This window comes from Bartonella sp. CL71SXKL (assembly GCF_042194935.1).
Taxonomy (GTDB): Bacteria; Pseudomonadota; Alphaproteobacteria; order Rhizobiales; family Rhizobiaceae; genus Bartonella.
The window spans coordinates 206,229-222,029 of the sequence record NZ_JBHINI010000002.1 but is presented as its reverse complement, the minus strand read 5'-3'; the positions used below and the strand labels follow the sequence as shown (position 1 = coordinate 222,029).

Genomic DNA, 15,801 nt, shown 5'->3' with positions numbered 1-15,801 from the left:
CCCAAGCCCATTTCACGGCGCCGACCATGAATGGTATAACGATAAAGCCATTGAGCACCACCATCTTTACGCTTATGAAGTAACAAGCCGGCACCATCATTATATTTGCCAGCTCGTGGGTGTTGCGACAGCCCTTGCATTAAGACGATTCATAAGAACCATTTTTAGTCCTTTCTTATACAAATTTTATCCACACACTCATCCCACTTGTTATGTGCAAGTAAGTGGTTTTAGTTGATTCAACATAAACAGATTTGAAATGAGAGAATCCTACGTTATTCGAGACTCTAATTCAATATACAAAACAGTAAATTATCATTATAAATCAATATATTGTTGTAGCCAAAACCTAATCCATGAGAGATTGTTGGAAATGTTGGAACTATCCTTGGTACTTTTGCTGGGCTTAGCGACATCAGATCGAAAGAAAATATTGTACGAGTAGGGCAGCGAAATGGACACAAACTCTATGAGTATAATTACAAGGGTTATCCAGAGCGCTATCGCGGGGTGATGGCACAAGACGTTTTGAAGTCAAAGCCTGAAGCTGTTTTCTTGCATAAGGTGACAGGCTTTTTGCATGTTGATTATGGCAATCTTGGCTTTGAGATGGAAAGGGTGCGGTGATGGAACAAGAAAACACGAATTCTCTATCAAAGTTGTTTGATCCAAAATTTTTGCGTCCCTTGATATATCAGGGTATGTATCAATTGCCAAAGCATTTGTTCGAACAGCTTTCTACCCCTCTAAGCACGCCGTTGTAAGGGCAATACACGCAAAGTTTTTTAGAACGTGTTGCTTTTAGCACAAACCCTTTTGATGCGAGCAATGGGGCTGATACTCCACAAAAATTGAGTCCTACAGAGCTTATTCGCGGTTCTCAAACAGGAGGAGGAGAAGCTGGGAAAAAAACGCCCACAGAATTGATTATGTCTACAGATGATTTAAAGCGCCAAATGCCTCCATTGCCGGATGTTTCAAAGGATACTGTTAAGATACAAGAGGCGCCAGAGCAACAAAAGCATGACTTTTCAGAGCAGGGAGGTTTTGCATCAATGATTCCTCAATCTCCACTTGTTGGGAACATTGATCAGTCTAGTGGGGATGAAGCTGGGCGACAGCAAAAAGATGTGATGGATTATATTGCTCAACTTAATGAGAAATCTATAGCGGAAAACTCTTTGAAAAACAATTCTGGAAATGATGAAGAAAAGCTTTTTGAGGCACCCATAGGAGAAGAAAAACATTTGAATGCACACTTACCAGAAGAGGAACATTTAAAAGCAAGTGGTGATCTTGAACAAAAAACAGATTATATCAAGTCACTTGATAACTTTGTTCAGACAGGAGCAAATCCAAGTAGCTTATGGGAGCGTTTTAGAAAATCAGAATTTTCCGAGCATTTAATGGATTTTTTTGCGGGGCTTGCGTTAGGAAAGACACCACAAGAAAGTTTTTCAAATGCATCTATCCTTATGCGGCAGGGCAATAATGTACGTGCACAACATAAACAAACTTTGCAATTTTTACGCTCTAAAGGGTATAGCGATGAAGATGCGCAAGCACTCACACAATATCCAGATCTTGCCATGAAAATCATAGGCAACACGTTAAGCCCTCAAGAAGGCTATAGAACATTGCTTAAAAGGCTTAATCGGGGTGATTATGAAGCTGTACCAACCGAATTGCAGAAAATGGACCAAAGCCAAGAGGCAAACGTTTACAAGGTCTTGTACTCCGGCGTGTATCAGAGGCAAGGGCTATGGACGAAAGGTGCTTATGTTTCCTCTAACTATCAAACAGTAGAAACGGGGGGTAAAGCAGAAGCATTGGCACCCATTATTGGTTTTTTCTCAGGTCTTGGCGGTTTTTTAGCGGGCAATGGTCTAGTTCAATGGGCTTTAGCCGCCATTATGGTTTGAGCCGCATATGCTGGTATTTTATTTGTTGCTAAACCTTTTCAGGAGCACTGCCTATGAATCTTATGGATGAAAAGAAATCTGATGCTAACAGGTGCGGCTTTAGCCGCTTTTTTTTATGATTTTAGCAAGAGCCTTTACTCTTGGAAAAAAAGCAGAACAACAAAAGCAAACAGAAAAAGCTTTAAAAGCAGCCACAATACGTCTGGAGGTGGAAAGTGAAGTTAATCAAAAAAGTGCTGCTGATGTGCGTGCTGCTCTCTTTGATTGATTGCGCGACAAATAAATATGCTTCTTCTTGTGTTGGTTGGTTACCTGTTTATTTAAGCCGGCAAGATCTGAACACCATTAGCTCAAACTTAGGAAGAGAGCTCTTAAAGCATAACAAGCAGGGTCAACGCTTGTGTGGGTGGAAACATGGTTAGAAAAAAATCCAAAAAACACACAGAGCTTACAGAAGTAGAAAAGAAATGCTTCAAGAAATGATCATCACCTATCAAAGCGTGAAAATGATGTCTCGCTTGATGAAGTGGATAGCATTTTTTCTTTTTTTGCTTATCCTTGATTTTGCACGCCTCATGGATGCAATAGACAACATCTTCGCACATTTAAAACAATGGTTCTTAAAGAATTAGAAAAACTGTCATACAAGCAAAACTTCGAAAAATCCTTTTTACTATGAATTGGAGATCCAATCATAAGCGTAGTTCAGAATGCAAACCAAGTCGTAAGAGCTCTAGTGTTTTGGTATCTGGCTTTCGATAGATCACAACTAAATCTGGCTTGATATGACAATCACGACAATTGCGCCATTGACATGTTAGTGCATGATCTCTCTAATGCGCCGTTAGCGGTTCATTCTCCGCTAACGCTTTGACCACAAGCAGCAAATTCTCCTCTAGTGCATTAGCATATCTACCTTTGCTTTCACGTTTAAGATCACACCGGAATGAACGCGTATAGACAATTTCCCGCATAGCAAGCTTAGGTTTGCTTTTCAGATTTACGCATTTCGGTTCTATCTTCCCGTATCATGGTCCTTAAGCCGTCTAATGATGTATGTTCGATGCGTCTCATTTCAGCATCCTCGATAGCTCGTAATGTTTCCGGATTTGGTTGGAATAGATCAAGCGGTAATGCTCGATCTCTAGCAATGCGGGTCATAAACATGCGTACTGCATCCGATACAGTTAAACCCGTAGACTTAATAACTGCACTTGCAATTTCTTGAACTTCATCAGGTATGCGGGCTTGAATTTTTCCCATTGCTAAACCTCCTATTCAATTGTAGTACAATGTACTACACGTTAAGTTTATGTTAAGAGTTTCAACAATAGCTTTTCACAAGAGAACTTAGCAAAATTCAAAAAATGATTAGAGAAAGTTGGCAGAATAAGATATGTTTTGTAGAAGAATATTGGAAAATCCTATTCCCTAACCTTTATTTATGAACCTCGCACTTTTAAAAAAAACTATATAAAATCAATGTGATATATGAATAAAAAAGAGCATAATATCACTAAAAGAGTGTTATAGAAATGATGTATCATGACGATTCTACCACTCGATAGTGCTTCGATAAGAGAAGCAATAGCGCTTCTTGAAAAAGGGAAGTTAGTAGCGTTACCAACGGAAACTGTTTATGGATTAGCGGGCGATGCAACCAATGGGAGGGCAATTTCTTCTATTTATTCTACAAAGGGTCGTCCGCAAATTAATCCTCTTATTGCGCATGTTAGCGGCATCGAAATGGCACAACGTTATGTTGAAATTGACTTTCTTTCACGCCAATTAATGGAGGAATTTTGGCCAGGGCCTTTGACATTGGTTTTGCCTTTAAAGGAACAGCATAATATCCATCCTTTAACAACCTCTGGTTTGAATACCTTGGCTGTTCGTTTTCCAGACAGTCGTTTTGCGGAAGTGGTACAACATTTTGGCCGTCCACTTGCTGCTCCTAGTGCGAATCAATCGGGGCGTCTTAGCCCTACTTCAGCTGAGGCTGTTTTTGCATCTTTGGGGGAATCTGTTCCTTTAATATTGGACGGAGGACCTGCTAAAATAGGACTAGAATCAACGATTATTAAAATTTGTGGTGAAAATATTTATCTTTTGCGTCCAGGGGGGCTTACGGCTGATAAAATTGAAGAAGTTGTGGGGAAGTCTTTAAAACGGATAGATCAAAGGGCGGCGATTGAAGCTCCTGGGATGTTAAAATCGCATTATGCCCCCAATGCCACGGTTCGTTTGAATGTAGAAAAGGTGGAAAATGGTGAAGCGCTTTTAGCATTTGGTTCAAAGCGTGTTATGGGGGCTGAAAATGCCGTTTCTATTTTAAACCTTAGCGAAGATGGAAAGTTGGAAGAGGCAGCTTCTCATTTATTTCAATATATGAAGGAATTAGATTCATTTAAAGTGAGATGTATCGCAGTAGAACCTATTCCATCATACGGATTAGGGGAGGCTATCAATGATCGTCTTATACGGGCTGCAGCTCCAAAGGAGAAATGAACATGGAGCAGGAATTAATTGAGGGGTTTAGGGAAATTGTTGGTGCTAAGCATGCTATAACAGATCAAGCGTTGATTGCGCCGTATTTGCTTGAAGAGCGTGGGCTTTTTCATGGAAAAACACCTTTACTTTTACGTCCATCTTCTTGCGCAGAGATCTCATCGATTATGCAGTTAGCGAGCAAAACGCGCACACCGATTGTGCCACAGGGTGGAAATACAGGGCTTGTGGGGGGACAACAACCAGATGAAAGAGGAGGGAGCGTTCTTTTATCCATGGAGCGATTAAATAAGATTAGAGCTATAAATCTTGAGGGAAATTTTGTTGTTGTAGAGGCTGGTGTTATTTTACAGGATTTACAGAAAAAAGTGGATGAATCAGGTCGTTTTTTCCCTCTTTCTTTGGCATCTGAAGGTTCTTGCCAAGTAGGAGGCAATCTTTCGTCGAATGCTGGAGGGACAGCTGTTTTAGCTTATGGCAATATGCGTGATCTTTGTCTTGGTTTAGAAGTTGTTTTACCGGATGGGCGTATTTTAGATGATTTGCGTTTTGTTAAAAAAGACAATAGCGGTTACGATTTAAAAGATCTTTTTATTGGTGCAGAAGGCACATTGGGAGTTATAACCGCAGCCGTTTTGAAGATGTTTCCAAAAATAAAAGGAAAAGCTGTTGCTTTGGTGGGATTATATAGTCCGGCGAAGGCTTTAGAGTTTTTATCTCTGGCTCAAGAATATGGAGGAGGGATGTTGACAGGTTTTGAGCTCATGGGAAATCTCAGTTTGCAAATGGCTTTAGATTATAAGATGTGTGAGAAGCCTCCTCTTCAGCGGAAACATGAATGGTATGTATTAATGAACATTTCATCGTTGCAAGGCAATGATGAGGCATTATCGGTATTGAGTACTATTTTAGAAGAAGCTTTAAAGAATGCGGTGATAGAAGATGCAGTTGTTGCGCAATCTTTAAAACAGCAAGATTTTTTTTGGCAATTACGAGAAAGTATATCATCAGCACAAAAGTTAGCAGGAGGGTCCATTAAGCATGATATTGCAATCCCACTTGCTTCTATTCCTGATTTTATTGCTGAGGCAGCGCTTATTGTAGAAGATATTGCTCCAGGAGCACGGGTGATTTGTTTTGGACACATGGGTGATGGAAATTTACATTATAATATTACACAACCTGTAGGAGCTGATACGACAGTGTTCTTGCAGTTATGGTCAACAATGAATCATCGCATTCATAGTTTAGTGGTGGACTATAGAGGTGCATTTTCTGCTGAGCATGGAATTGGTCAGCTTAAGCGCGAAGAACTTCGTTCTTTTAAATCGCCTGTCGCATTGGATATTATGCAAGGGATTAAAAAAACGCTCGATCCTTTAGGGATAATGAATCCTGGAAAAGTATTATAATTCAAGAATGGTGATCATGTATTTTTGTTTAGATTTTAATAACCAAAAAAGAAACCAGTTGTTTTTTATTCAAACTTTTAATAATCCAATGAGAAAAAGCTGCTAAAGGGTGTATGTTATTTAAGATAAATTGGGATAATGTATATGGCTAATCAATGCTTTAATCAGGCAAAAGCGGTGCTTGAATTTCGGTTAGATCCGTGCCATTTGCCACAAACGACGACATATTTTTCATCCAAAACGGGTAATCAGGTTATTTGTTCGTTAAATGAGCGTGGTGTTTCTTTTAAAACGGATATGCCTTCAAGTTTATCGCATTTAATACCCCCTTATCATTTCCAAGGAATTGCAGCACGTACCGTAAAAACGCGTTCAGGAGAAAGAGCTGTTGCATTAGAATTACTTCATGCCGATGAGGAAGCTTGTATACCGCTTTTGGTTTCCAGAGATTTGAATAATGTTCTTCTGGATTGGCGGTTATGGGCGGATACTTATGGCCTTCCCATGCTTATGATCAATGAAGATAATCGCATTCTGGTTGTAAAAGATCGTTCTGATTTACATCGATTTTTTGGTACAACAGCACATTCTAAACAAAAGCGTTTTTTACTTCGTTATAGCAATCCGTTAGGCTTGCGTTTGGTGATTGCGAATCGAATTGCACTCCAGTAATATTAACATGCATTTATTTTTGTACTACCGTCAGCATTTATCTTGTTGTGCTGTAAAACATCGTTGTTTGGAGCGGTAATATAAGGCATGTAAACTTCACACATGAAGTGTTTTAGGAGATATGGCAAATATTCTTAAGTTTGCTTGTAGGTATTTGTGTAAGTGCAGCATAGGAGTGGGAAGCAAGAGGAACCCGCTCAATGAGAATCCAGACCTTTACAGACGGGATTTGGTGTGACTTTTGGTTCTTGAAAACAAAAAGAGGAAGTCAATGATTGTAAATGAGAGTTTTTTGACACCATACATTGGCAGCAGAAATCGATTATGTAAAACGCTTTTTTCGGAGAGGTAAAAACGGTTTTCATAACAATAGAAACTGTTTTTTTTGGCGGTATAATTTTGGGTTTTTGCCACATCATAAAAACACCAGCAGATTGCTGGAAGTGTTTTTGAATTTTTTTATAAATAATTTCTCCATGTTGAATGAGAGCTTTGAATATTGCAGAATATTCTTATTTCATCTCTCTCTCTTATAATCAAAATCATTTAGATAGAAAGGGTTATCGTAATATTGAGAGTTGGAAAATACAAAGATGGTATCGGTTTTTATTCCAGAAAGATGGAAGAGTGGATTTATACTATTTGCAGGTAGTGTCGTAAAATGGGAGTGATGAGCATGAGAGGTATTGTTTAAGAATTTGTATGTGAATAATATAACTATCTTTTTTGGGCATTTTATTTTTTGTAAAAGCGGAATTTCATTAAAAACGCGATAGATAAAAGAAATGATAGTATATATGTTTTTCTTCAGGACTTTATAAGAAAGAAAGTGTTTATAAAAGTGATGAGAAAATACGTTTAAAGTAACAGTAAAATGATCATTTTATATTACATTTTCAGATTCAAAAAATTTTCCTATTTTATCATGAGTAGATATTCTATTTATAATATTTGATTGTTCAAAGGAAAGCACACTCATTTTTTCAAAATTATGGTCAACGTAAAACAGTGAGAAAATTTGTGTGTCATGCTCTTATATAAAATAATAAAATCGTAAAAAAGAATATTCAAAGGATTTTATTTTCTCGCGCAACGGCTCTCCATCCGATATCACGACGAACAAAACCTTCTGGCCAATCAATACAATCAACTGCTTCATAGGCACGTTTTTGTGCATGCGTAATCGTTTTTCCTGTTGCAGTTATATTGAGAACACGTCCACCATTTGCAATGAGTTCTCCATCACGCAACACTGTACCAGCTTGAAAAACTCTCACATCGGGAAGAGAGTTTACTTGATCAACGTTACGGATAACAGTACCTTTTTGGGGGGAGTCTGGATAACCATTAGCAGCCATAACAACGGTGAGAGCAGCTTTTTCAGACCACCGAAGAGGCTTATTTTCAAGTTTTCCTTGAGCAGCAGCAAGAAAAATTGGCAAAATGTCATCTTTGAGGCGCATCATTAAAACTTGACATTCAGGATCACCGAATCGTACGTTAAATTCAATTAATTCGGGTCCTTTTTGCGTTATCATTAATCCGACGAAGAGAATACCTTTAAAGGGAGCGCCCATTTCTTTCATGCTTTTTAAAGCTGGTTCAACAATTTCTTTGAGAGTACGATTCACTATTTCTTTGGTCATGATGGGCGCTGGTGAATAAGCACCCATACCACCGGTGTTTGCTCCAATATCCCCATCACCTACACGTTTATGATCTTGAGCAGATCCAAAAGGAAGAGCAACTTTACCATCACAAAGGCAGAAGAAGCTTGCTTCTTCACCTTCAAGAAAAGATTCTACAACAATTTTGTTTCCTGCATCTCCAAATGTACTTTTGAAGCAGGCATCAACTGCGTTAAATGCTTCTTCCATAGTTGTTGCAACCACAACACCTTTGCCAGCTGCTAAGCCATCAGCTTTAATAACAATGGGAACATCTTGTTGCTGAATGTAAGCTTTAGCTTTAGAGGCATCATTAAAGCATTGGTAACTTCCTGTAGGAATGTTATTCTTACGACATAAATCTTTTGTAAAAGCTTTTGAACCTTCTAGTTGAGCAGCTTTTTGAGTAGGACCAAATACACAGATGTTAGCGCTATTAAGAGAGTCTGTTATACCCGCAACCAATGGTGCTTCTGGTCCTACAATTACAAGATCAATAGAACGTGCTTTACAAAAATCAATAACAAGGGAATGGTCATCAATGTTTAAATTAATATTTTCACCAAATTCTGTTGTTGCAGGATTTCCAGGAGCACAGTATAACTTTGTTAGCAGTGGTGATGCTGCTATTTTCCATGCTAAAGCGTGTTCTCGTCCACCTGAGCCAATAAGAAGAATATTCATTGCTTGCTCCTCTCATAAAAGATGATTAATCTCATCCCCTTCTCATAAGAATGAAATGTCTCTATCGCAAGACCAAAGGTAAATCATTTGATGAAAAAAAATAAAAATATCGCGCATGTTCAGTCCTATGATAGCCAAGGACGGGTTATGGATGCATCTTCCAAACAATGGGTCTACAATTTCCTTCCCTGTTCTTTATGGTTTTATGCGCAATTGGCGCGTTGGGATCGGCCTATTGGATGGCAATTGTTGATGTGGCCTTGTTTTTGGTCAACAACAATGGCTTTTTTCTCTTATAAAATGCATTACGATACTCTTTTATCAATGTTTCTTCATTGGGTTTGGTATCTTTTTCTTTTTTTTCTGGGATCTATTGCTATGCGAGGGGCAGGATGTACTTGGAATGATCTTATTGACCATAAAATTGATGCTCAGGTAGAAAGGACACGTTCTCGCCCATTGCCGACAGGTCATGTGAGTCGGTTTCAAGCAAGAGTTTTTATACTTGTGCAATGTTTGGTTGGTTTAGTTGTTTTATCACAATTTAATAGGTTTAGTTTTTTTCTAGGTATTTCGTCATTGATAGCTGTTGCATTTTATCCTTTTATGAAACGCGTAACATATTGGCCGCAGTTTTTTTTAGGCGTTGCGTTTAATTGGGGGGCATTAATGGGGTGGGCTGTTGTCTTTGGAAGTTTAAGCTGGGCACCAATCTTGCTTTATGTGGGATCAATTTTGTGGACCATAGGATATGATACAATCTACGCACATCAAGATAAAGAAGATGACGTTACTGTTGGTGTCCGTTCTACGGCTCTTCTCTTTGGTAAAGCAACCAAGCGTGCTTTAGTATTTTTGTATGGTGGTTTTGTGATGTTCATTAGTCTAGCATTTTATTTAGCTGGAGTCCCTGTTCTTAGTTTTTTGGGGATTTTTGTGGCAAGCATCCATATGTTTATTCAAATTAAAGTCATTGATATAGATGACAGTTCACAATGCCTCAGGCTTTTCAAATCTAATTCGCTTATTGGTTTTGTGATTTTTGCTGGTTTAGTATGTGGGGGTATATGGACGATATTTTATCCTGCGGTCTAAAAATAAGTTAGCTAAAATCATAGTTTCTACTGAATACAGTATGTTTTTTTAAATAAGCTTGTTGCTAATCTATTTTTAAGCGATACAGTAGAAAATATTACTAATCAACTGTTACAGTGGAAATGAAATTCTTCTATTTAAATAAAATAAATCATCTTCTTTTAGAATTTTTCAAATAAAAAATATTTGCTTAACTGTTGGGAAGAAAAAATCTTCATAACGATGAAGTTTGAAGGATTAGGGATAAAGTTTTTGTCTTTTCCAATCGCTGTGTTCAACACAATCTCGTGTAAAAAGCAGACGATCATGTAAACGAAATGGGCGATCACACCAGAACTCTATAGAAAGGGGTTTAACACGAAACCCAGACCAATAAGGTGGTCGTGGAATATTACCTAGAGCATAACGCGCAGTATATTGAGCAATTGCTTTTTCGAGCACAAAACGATTGTCTAAAGGTTGAGATTGTTTAGATGCCCATGCACCAATTCGACTACCACGTGGTCGTGATTGGAAATAGGCATCGGCTTCCTGTTGACTTACTTTTTCAACAATTCCTCTAATTCTTACCTGACGACGGAGCGATTTCCAATGAAAACCTAAGGATGCTTTCATTGATTTTAAAATTTCTTGTCCTTTACAGCTTTCATAATTGGTATAGAAGACAAAGCCTTGGGGACTGTAGTCTTTGAGGAGAACCATACGAACATTAGGGAGTCCTGTTTCGTCAACTGTTGCTAATGCCATAGCATTCGGATCATTTATTTCACTTATCGTTGCCTCTTCAAGCCACTTTGCGAAAAGTTCAAAAGGTTTTTGCATTTGCATAAAATGATCATCTGTTGGTATTTTTTTGCTCATAGTTTCTCCAAATATCAGTGAGCATGGGTGAGGCATTTTCTCATTTACTTTATCATCAAGAAGTCACAGTACCATTTTTCCTTATTTTCAAAAAGTCAATGCTATCGTGTATTTCTATGGTAGTTTAATTATTTTTACTTTAGCATAGACTACAAGGAGCTATATTAAATAAATATCTCATTTTATCTGGTATTTTAGTTTATTGATAGACATATAAAGAGAAAAGAAGAAATTATTCTCTAGAATAGATTGATGAAGCTATAAAGGGTATTAACAACGTATCAGTTGATATTTTGAAAACGAAGAAATTGAAAAGAGGGCAATATGCGTGATCCCTACACGATTCTGGGTGTGGCACGTACCGCAAAATCGCAAGAGATTAAATCGGCATTTAGAAGATTAGCAAAGAAGTATCATCCAGATCATAATAGAGATGATGCAAAGGCTAAAGAAAAATTTGCTGAAATTAATCAAGCTTATGAAATTATAGGTGATAAAGATAAAAAGGCACAATTTGACCGCGGTGAAATTGATATGGAAGGAAAACCGCTTTATCAGGCCTATGGTACTGGTGAAAATTTTAGCAATAAACAAAATCCTTTTTCAGGAAGAGCAAAGGGATTTGATTTTTCCTCTTCAGGTGGTGCAGGTTTTGATGCGAGTGATATTTTTCGGGATCTGTTTGGAGGAGGAGGTAGCTTTTCGAATTCCACACACTATAACCGTCCCCAACAAGGAGCACATGTGCGTGCTAATCTTGCCATAACATTAGAGCAGATGGTTGGCGCAGAAAAGGTGGAAGCTGTTTTTCCAAATGGAAAAAAGTTAAAAATTAAACTTCCAGATTATATTGAAGACGGACAGGTTATTCGTTTAAAAGGTCAGGGAGAAGAGGTAGCTCTTGGGCAAGCAGGAGATGCGTTGATAACCATTCAGATTCAAAAACATCCTCGTTTTCGGGTTGAAGGAAGAGCACTTCATCTTGATTTACCAGTTTCTCTTAAACATGCTGTTTTGGGAGCAAAAGAAGAAGTTGAGACGTTGGAGGGACGTGTGGTTTTAACGATTCCTGCGTGGTCAAGTTCTGATCGCGTTTTACGGTTGAAAGGGAAAGGGCTTCGTTTAAAAAATGGTACAAGAGATGATCTTTATGTGCATGTTCGCATTATGTTGCCGGAAGGTGAAAATGCCGCGCTAGAACAGTTTTTGAAAATGCAGCAAGATTAATTTTAAAATTTTTTATATATAAAAGCGTAGTTTTTGTTTGATTTTAAACCAATTGCTTGAAGAAAAAGTTGACCTGTGTCATAGGCAGGTGAATAATATTAATTTTAAGTAACAATGGGGCAGTGCTGATGGCTAAGGGTAATGGTTTATTGTACGGTAAGCGTGGTTTAATTTTGGGGTTGGCCAATAATCGCTCCATCGCTTGGGGAATCGCTAAAGCGGCAAGTAGCGCAGGGGCAGAGCTAGCTTTTACCTATCAGGGTGAAGCAATGAAAAAGCGTGTTGAGCCTTTGGCTGAAGAATTAAAGGGGTTTGTTTGTGGGCATTGTGATGTTTCTGACAGTGCCTCTATTGATACGGTCTTTAAAGAAATAGAGAAGAAATGGGGAAAACTCGACTTTTTAGTTCATGCTATTGGTTTTTCTGATAAAGATGAATTAAGCGGTCGTTATGTTGATATCAGCGAATCAAATTTTATGATGACCATGAATATTTCCGTTTATTCCCTAACGGCTCTAACGAAGCGTGCAGAAAAATTGATGCCAGATGGTGGTTCAATCTTGACACTGACCTATTATGGAGCAGAAAAGGTTGTTCCAAATTATAATGTAATGGGGGTTGCTAAAGCGGCTCTTGAAGCGAGCGTGAAATATTTAGCGGTAGATTTAGGTCCTCAAAATATTCGTGTTAATGCTATATCTGCTGGACCCATTAAAACGTTAGCAGCTTCTGGTATTGGTGATTTTCGTTATATTTTAAAATGGAATGAATATAATGCTCCATTACGTCGTACGGTAACAATTGAAGAGGTTGGTGATTCTGCGCTTTATTTTCTTTCAGATTTGTCTCGTTCTGTTACTGGTGAAGTCCATCATGTCGATTCGGGTTATAATATCATAGGTATGAAAGCCGTTGATGCACCAGACATTTCTGTCGTTAAAGAATAAAGTTTGGTTTATAGGATTTTATTGGACAGCAGTAATTTGACCAAATTTAAAGTGGCTAAGAGTATTTGAGCGCAAAGAGCTACCTTGTGTATAGCATACAACATGCGTTGTCGTTGTAATATTTGACAGAGAAACGGATCTTTTTCATGTCGCATAATACATTTGGTCATTTGTTTCGTGTAACAACATGGGGTGAAAGTCATGGTGCTGCTCTTGGTTGTGTCATTGATGGTTGTCCACCTGGAATTATTTTTACTCTTGCAGAAGTTCAAGCTTATCTTGATAAACGCAAACCAGGACAATCAAAATATACAACGCAGCGCCGAGAATCAGATAAAGTAGAAGTCCTTTCAGGAGTTGTTGTTCAAGACGATGGGACGACATTGGTGACAACAGGTACACCAATTTCTCTGTTGATTCGAAACACAGATCAGCGTTCGAAGGATTATAGCTCGATTGCCCATCAGTATCGTCCAGGACATGCGGATTATACTTATGATATTAAATATGGCATTCGTGATTTTCGAGGTGGGGGACGTTCTTCGGCACGGGAGACGGCAGCACGTGTTGCAGCTGGTGCATTTGCTCGTAAAATCGTTCCTGGTTTGATTGTACGAGGAGCAGTGATAGCAATTGGTCCTCATAATATTAATCGTGATCGTTGGGATTGGTCAGAGGTTAATAATAATCCTTTTTTTACAGCTGATGCAGAGATGGTTCACATTTTTAGTGATTATATCAGTGAACTCCGTAAAGAGGGAACATCTGTTGGAGCGGTTGTTGAGATCGTTGCAGAAAATGTTCCGGCAGGTTTAGGAGCCCCTATTTACGCAAAGCTTGATCAAGATATTGCCTCGTTACTTATGTCGATTAATGCGGTAAAAGGTGTGGAAATTGGTGATGGTTTTGCGGCAGCCCGCTTGAGGGGAGAAGAAAATGCCGATGAAATGCGAATGGGAAATGATGGAAAACCGCTTTTTTTATCAAATCATGCGGGAGGTATTTTAGGGGGAATATCGAGTGGACAGCCAATTGTTGCACGTTTTGCTGTAAAGCCTACTTCATCAATTTTAACACCTCGTCGCTCTATTGATGTTGATGGTCATGATATAGACGTTATAACAAAGGGGCGTCATGATCCATGTGTTGGGATCCGTGCCGTTCCTGTTGGTGAAGCGATGGTTGCTTGTGCTATTGCTGACCATTATCTAAGACATCGCGGTCAAGTTGGGTGATTGAAAAGGTGAACAATGGCGTATGATGAAAAAAAAATTGTTTCTGCACTTAAAGCTTTTGAACGCGGTGAAATTGTTGTGGTAACAGATGACGATGACCGTGAAAATGAAGGTGATTTAACTGTTGCTGCAGCGCATTGTACAGAAGAAAAGATGGCGTTTATTCTTCGTCACACAACAGGTATTGTGTGCACACCTATGCCAAAAAAAGAAGCAAAACGGTTTAATCTTTCTCCTATGGTACCAGATAATAATTCTGCACATGGGACACAATTTACGGTTACTGTTGATTTTAAACACGGCATAACAACAGGGATCTCAGCACATGACCGTACATTAGCTGTACGTAATCTTGCGAATTCAAATGCAAGTGCGGATGATTTTGTTCGTCCAGGGCATGTTTTTCCTTTGATTGCGCATGAAGGGGGGGTGCTCATGCGTTCAGGTCACACAGAGGCGGCTGTTGATTTATGTAAATTAGCTAATTTGCCGCCGGTTGGTGTTATCGGTGAGTTAGTTAATGATGATGGAAGCGTTAAACATGGCGATCAGATTATGAAATTTGCGCAAGAACATCGGTTGCATATTATAACGGTTGCAGATTTAATTGCTTACCGCCAACGTAAGGAAATATTGATCAAAAATGTTGGAGAAATGCCTATTGAAACATTTGTAGGTCCCGCTATTATTCAAAGTTATCAACTCCCTTGGGAAGCCGTTCAGCATATTGCAATTGTTTTTGGTGATGTCCGTGAGGGGGAGGATATTCCTGTGTATTTACATCATGAAAACATTATAAATGACGTTTTTTGTCAAACTTCAGATATTATGGTGATGATGCGGCGTATGATGGAAAAAGAAAAACGTGGCGTATTTATTTATTTGCGTGAAGGATCTGTTATACAATCAACTATTGATATTCAAAACATGGCAAGAGACAGTTCAGAAAACCATGTGCAGGCGATTGAACGCGAAGAAGAATGGCGCAAAATTGGTTTAGGATCACAAATTTTAAAATATTTAGGAATAGGCTCTGTTATTGTTTATGCTTCTAAAGAGCGCCATTATGTAGGTTTGGAAGGTTTTGGAATTCGTATATCCAGAACAGATATTTTTTGAGGTTCATATGAAAAAAGAGATACAAGAGGGAGATATTACGACCTTAAGTTTCGAGCAAGCGCTTAAGCAACTTGAAGTTATTGTCGAAAATTTGGAACGTGGCGATGTGCCTTTGGAACAATCCATTGATATTTATGAACGCGGTGAAGCGCTTAAAAAGCATTGTGAAAAACTCTTAAGAGTTGCTGAAGCTAAAGTTGAAAAAATCCAGTTTTCAGAAGAAGGTTCTCCAGAAGGAGTAGAACCACTTGATGCTAAATAATATTAAATCTTTTTGGATATTTATTGTGGGACTTAAGAGATGCAATAACCTTAGTTTATAAACAGAAAAATTTATTGATTTCTTTTTTATATAATAATTTAAAAATGAGGAAATTATAGTTCATCTCAATAGAAAAGAGCATTTTTCAGTAAAAAAAGATGCAAAACTGTAAATAAGAGTAGAGAAGATG

General features: G+C 38.4%; 13 protein-coding genes and 6 pseudogenes. 14 read left to right on the top strand and 5 right to left on the bottom strand.

Annotated elements, in window-relative coordinates:
• A pseudogene (locus tag ACFILA_RS02120) lies at positions 1-162 on the bottom strand (Arm DNA-binding domain-containing protein); the annotation flags it as partial.
• Positions 163-363: 201 nt separating this feature from the next.
• Here ACFILA_RS02120 and ACFILA_RS02115 point away from each other — a divergent pair.
• From ACFILA_RS02115 to ACFILA_RS02095, 5 genes and pseudogenes are all read left to right on the top strand, one after another.
• On the top strand, positions 364-627 hold the full coding sequence (locus tag ACFILA_RS02115) for a tail fiber domain-containing protein (protein ID WP_375660562.1): 264 nt from the start codon (positions 364-366) through the stop codon (positions 625-627).
• Positions 627-1,640 (top strand): annotated as a pseudogene (locus ACFILA_RS02110) (hypothetical protein); the annotation flags it as partial. The gene ACFILA_RS02115 and the pseudogene ACFILA_RS02110, both read left to right, overlap by 1 nt.
• Positions 1,635-1,922: pseudogene (locus ACFILA_RS02105) on the top strand (glycoside hydrolase family protein); the annotation flags it as partial. The pseudogenes ACFILA_RS02110 and ACFILA_RS02105, both read left to right, overlap by 6 nt.
• 66 nt (positions 1,923-1,988) lie before the next feature.
• A pseudogene (locus ACFILA_RS02100) lies at positions 1,989-2,190 on the top strand (hypothetical protein).
• Positions 2,191-2,336: 146 nt separating this feature from the next.
• Positions 2,337-2,554, top strand: a pseudogene (locus tag ACFILA_RS02095) (hypothetical protein).
• Positions 2,555-2,614: 60 nt separating this feature from the next.
• Here the strand turns inward: ACFILA_RS02095 and ACFILA_RS02090 are convergent.
• Both ACFILA_RS02090 and ACFILA_RS02085 read right to left on the bottom strand, forming a co-directional pair.
• Positions 2,615-2,896: pseudogene (locus ACFILA_RS02090) on the bottom strand (type II toxin-antitoxin system YafQ family toxin).
• Positions 2,897-2,903: 7 nt separating this feature from the next.
• A complete protein-coding gene (locus ACFILA_RS02085) occupies positions 2,904-3,185 on the bottom strand; it encodes a type II toxin-antitoxin system RelB/DinJ family antitoxin (RefSeq protein ID WP_273791337.1) in 282 nt (93 codons plus the stop codon).
• A 282-nt stretch (positions 3,186-3,467) separates the two neighbouring features.
• Here ACFILA_RS02085 and ACFILA_RS02080 point away from each other — a divergent pair, with 282 nt between their 5' ends.
• The 3 genes from ACFILA_RS02080 (at position 3,468) to ACFILA_RS02070 (ending at position 6,514) form a co-directional block, all read left to right on the top strand.
• Positions 3,468-4,430, top strand: coding sequence for an L-threonylcarbamoyladenylate synthase (locus tag ACFILA_RS02080; RefSeq protein WP_273791338.1), 963 nt, complete (start codon positions 3,468-3,470; stop codon positions 4,428-4,430).
• 2 nt (positions 4,431-4,432) lie between these two features.
• On the top strand, positions 4,433-5,842 hold the full coding sequence (locus tag ACFILA_RS02075) for an FAD-binding oxidoreductase (protein WP_273791339.1): 1,410 nt from the start codon (positions 4,433-4,435) through the stop codon (positions 5,840-5,842).
• Between the two features lie 144 nt (positions 5,843-5,986).
• Positions 5,987-6,514 (top strand): DUF6101 family protein, encoded by a 528-nt coding sequence (locus tag ACFILA_RS02070; protein ID WP_012754813.1) that lies wholly within the window; start codon positions 5,987-5,989, stop codon positions 6,512-6,514.
• Positions 6,515-7,581: 1,067 nt separating this feature from the next.
• On the opposite strand, the gene purD is transcribed toward ACFILA_RS02070, so the two are convergent.
• Positions 7,582-8,865 (bottom strand): phosphoribosylamine--glycine ligase, encoded by a 1,284-nt coding sequence (purD, locus tag ACFILA_RS02065; protein ID WP_273791340.1) that lies wholly within the window; start codon positions 8,863-8,865, stop codon positions 7,582-7,584.
• A gap of 90 nt (positions 8,866-8,955) precedes the next feature.
• On the opposite strand from purD, the gene ubiA reads away from it, so the two are divergent.
• A complete protein-coding gene (gene ubiA, locus ACFILA_RS02060; protein WP_375631380.1) occupies positions 8,956-9,960 on the top strand; it encodes a 4-hydroxybenzoate octaprenyltransferase in 1,005 nt (334 codons plus the stop codon).
• A 237-nt stretch (positions 9,961-10,197) separates the two neighbouring features.
• Here the strand turns inward: ubiA and pdxH are convergent, their stop codons facing one another.
• The gene (gene pdxH, locus ACFILA_RS02055) at positions 10,198-10,821 is read right to left on the bottom strand and encodes a pyridoxamine 5'-phosphate oxidase (protein ID WP_375628318.1); all 624 of its coding nucleotides are present in this window, start codon (positions 10,819-10,821) and stop codon (positions 10,198-10,200) included.
• Between the two features lie 324 nt (positions 10,822-11,145).
• Here pdxH and ACFILA_RS02050 point away from each other — a divergent pair, with 324 nt between their 5' ends.
• The 5 genes from ACFILA_RS02050 to ACFILA_RS02030 all read left to right on the top strand — a co-directional run bounded on the left by ACFILA_RS02050 (position 11,146) and on the right by ACFILA_RS02030 (position 15,611).
• Positions 11,146-12,048: a DnaJ C-terminal domain-containing protein gene (locus tag ACFILA_RS02050; RefSeq protein ID WP_375660560.1), complete on the top strand. Its 903-nt coding sequence runs from the start codon at positions 11,146-11,148 to the stop codon at positions 12,046-12,048.
• Positions 12,049-12,176: 128 nt separating this feature from the next.
• Positions 12,177-12,995 carry an enoyl-ACP reductase FabI gene (gene fabI / locus ACFILA_RS02045; protein ID WP_375641950.1) on the top strand — a complete coding sequence of 273 codons (819 nt, stop codon included), beginning with the start codon at positions 12,177-12,179 and terminating at the stop codon, positions 12,993-12,995.
• A 146-nt stretch (positions 12,996-13,141) separates the two neighbouring features.
• The gene (aroC, locus tag ACFILA_RS02040) at positions 13,142-14,230 is read left to right on the top strand and encodes a chorismate synthase (RefSeq protein WP_375660559.1); all 1,089 of its coding nucleotides are present in this window, start codon (positions 13,142-13,144) and stop codon (positions 14,228-14,230) included.
• 15 nt (positions 14,231-14,245) lie between these two features.
• Positions 14,246-15,349 (top strand): 3,4-dihydroxy-2-butanone-4-phosphate synthase, encoded by a 1,104-nt coding sequence (gene ribB / locus ACFILA_RS02035; protein WP_375641951.1) that lies wholly within the window; start codon positions 14,246-14,248, stop codon positions 15,347-15,349.
• A gap of 7 nt (positions 15,350-15,356) precedes the next feature.
• Positions 15,357-15,611: an exodeoxyribonuclease VII small subunit gene (locus ACFILA_RS02030; RefSeq protein WP_273791347.1), complete on the top strand. Its 255-nt coding sequence runs from the start codon at positions 15,357-15,359 to the stop codon at positions 15,609-15,611.
• The last annotated feature ends 190 nt before the right edge of the window (positions 15,612-15,801 follow it).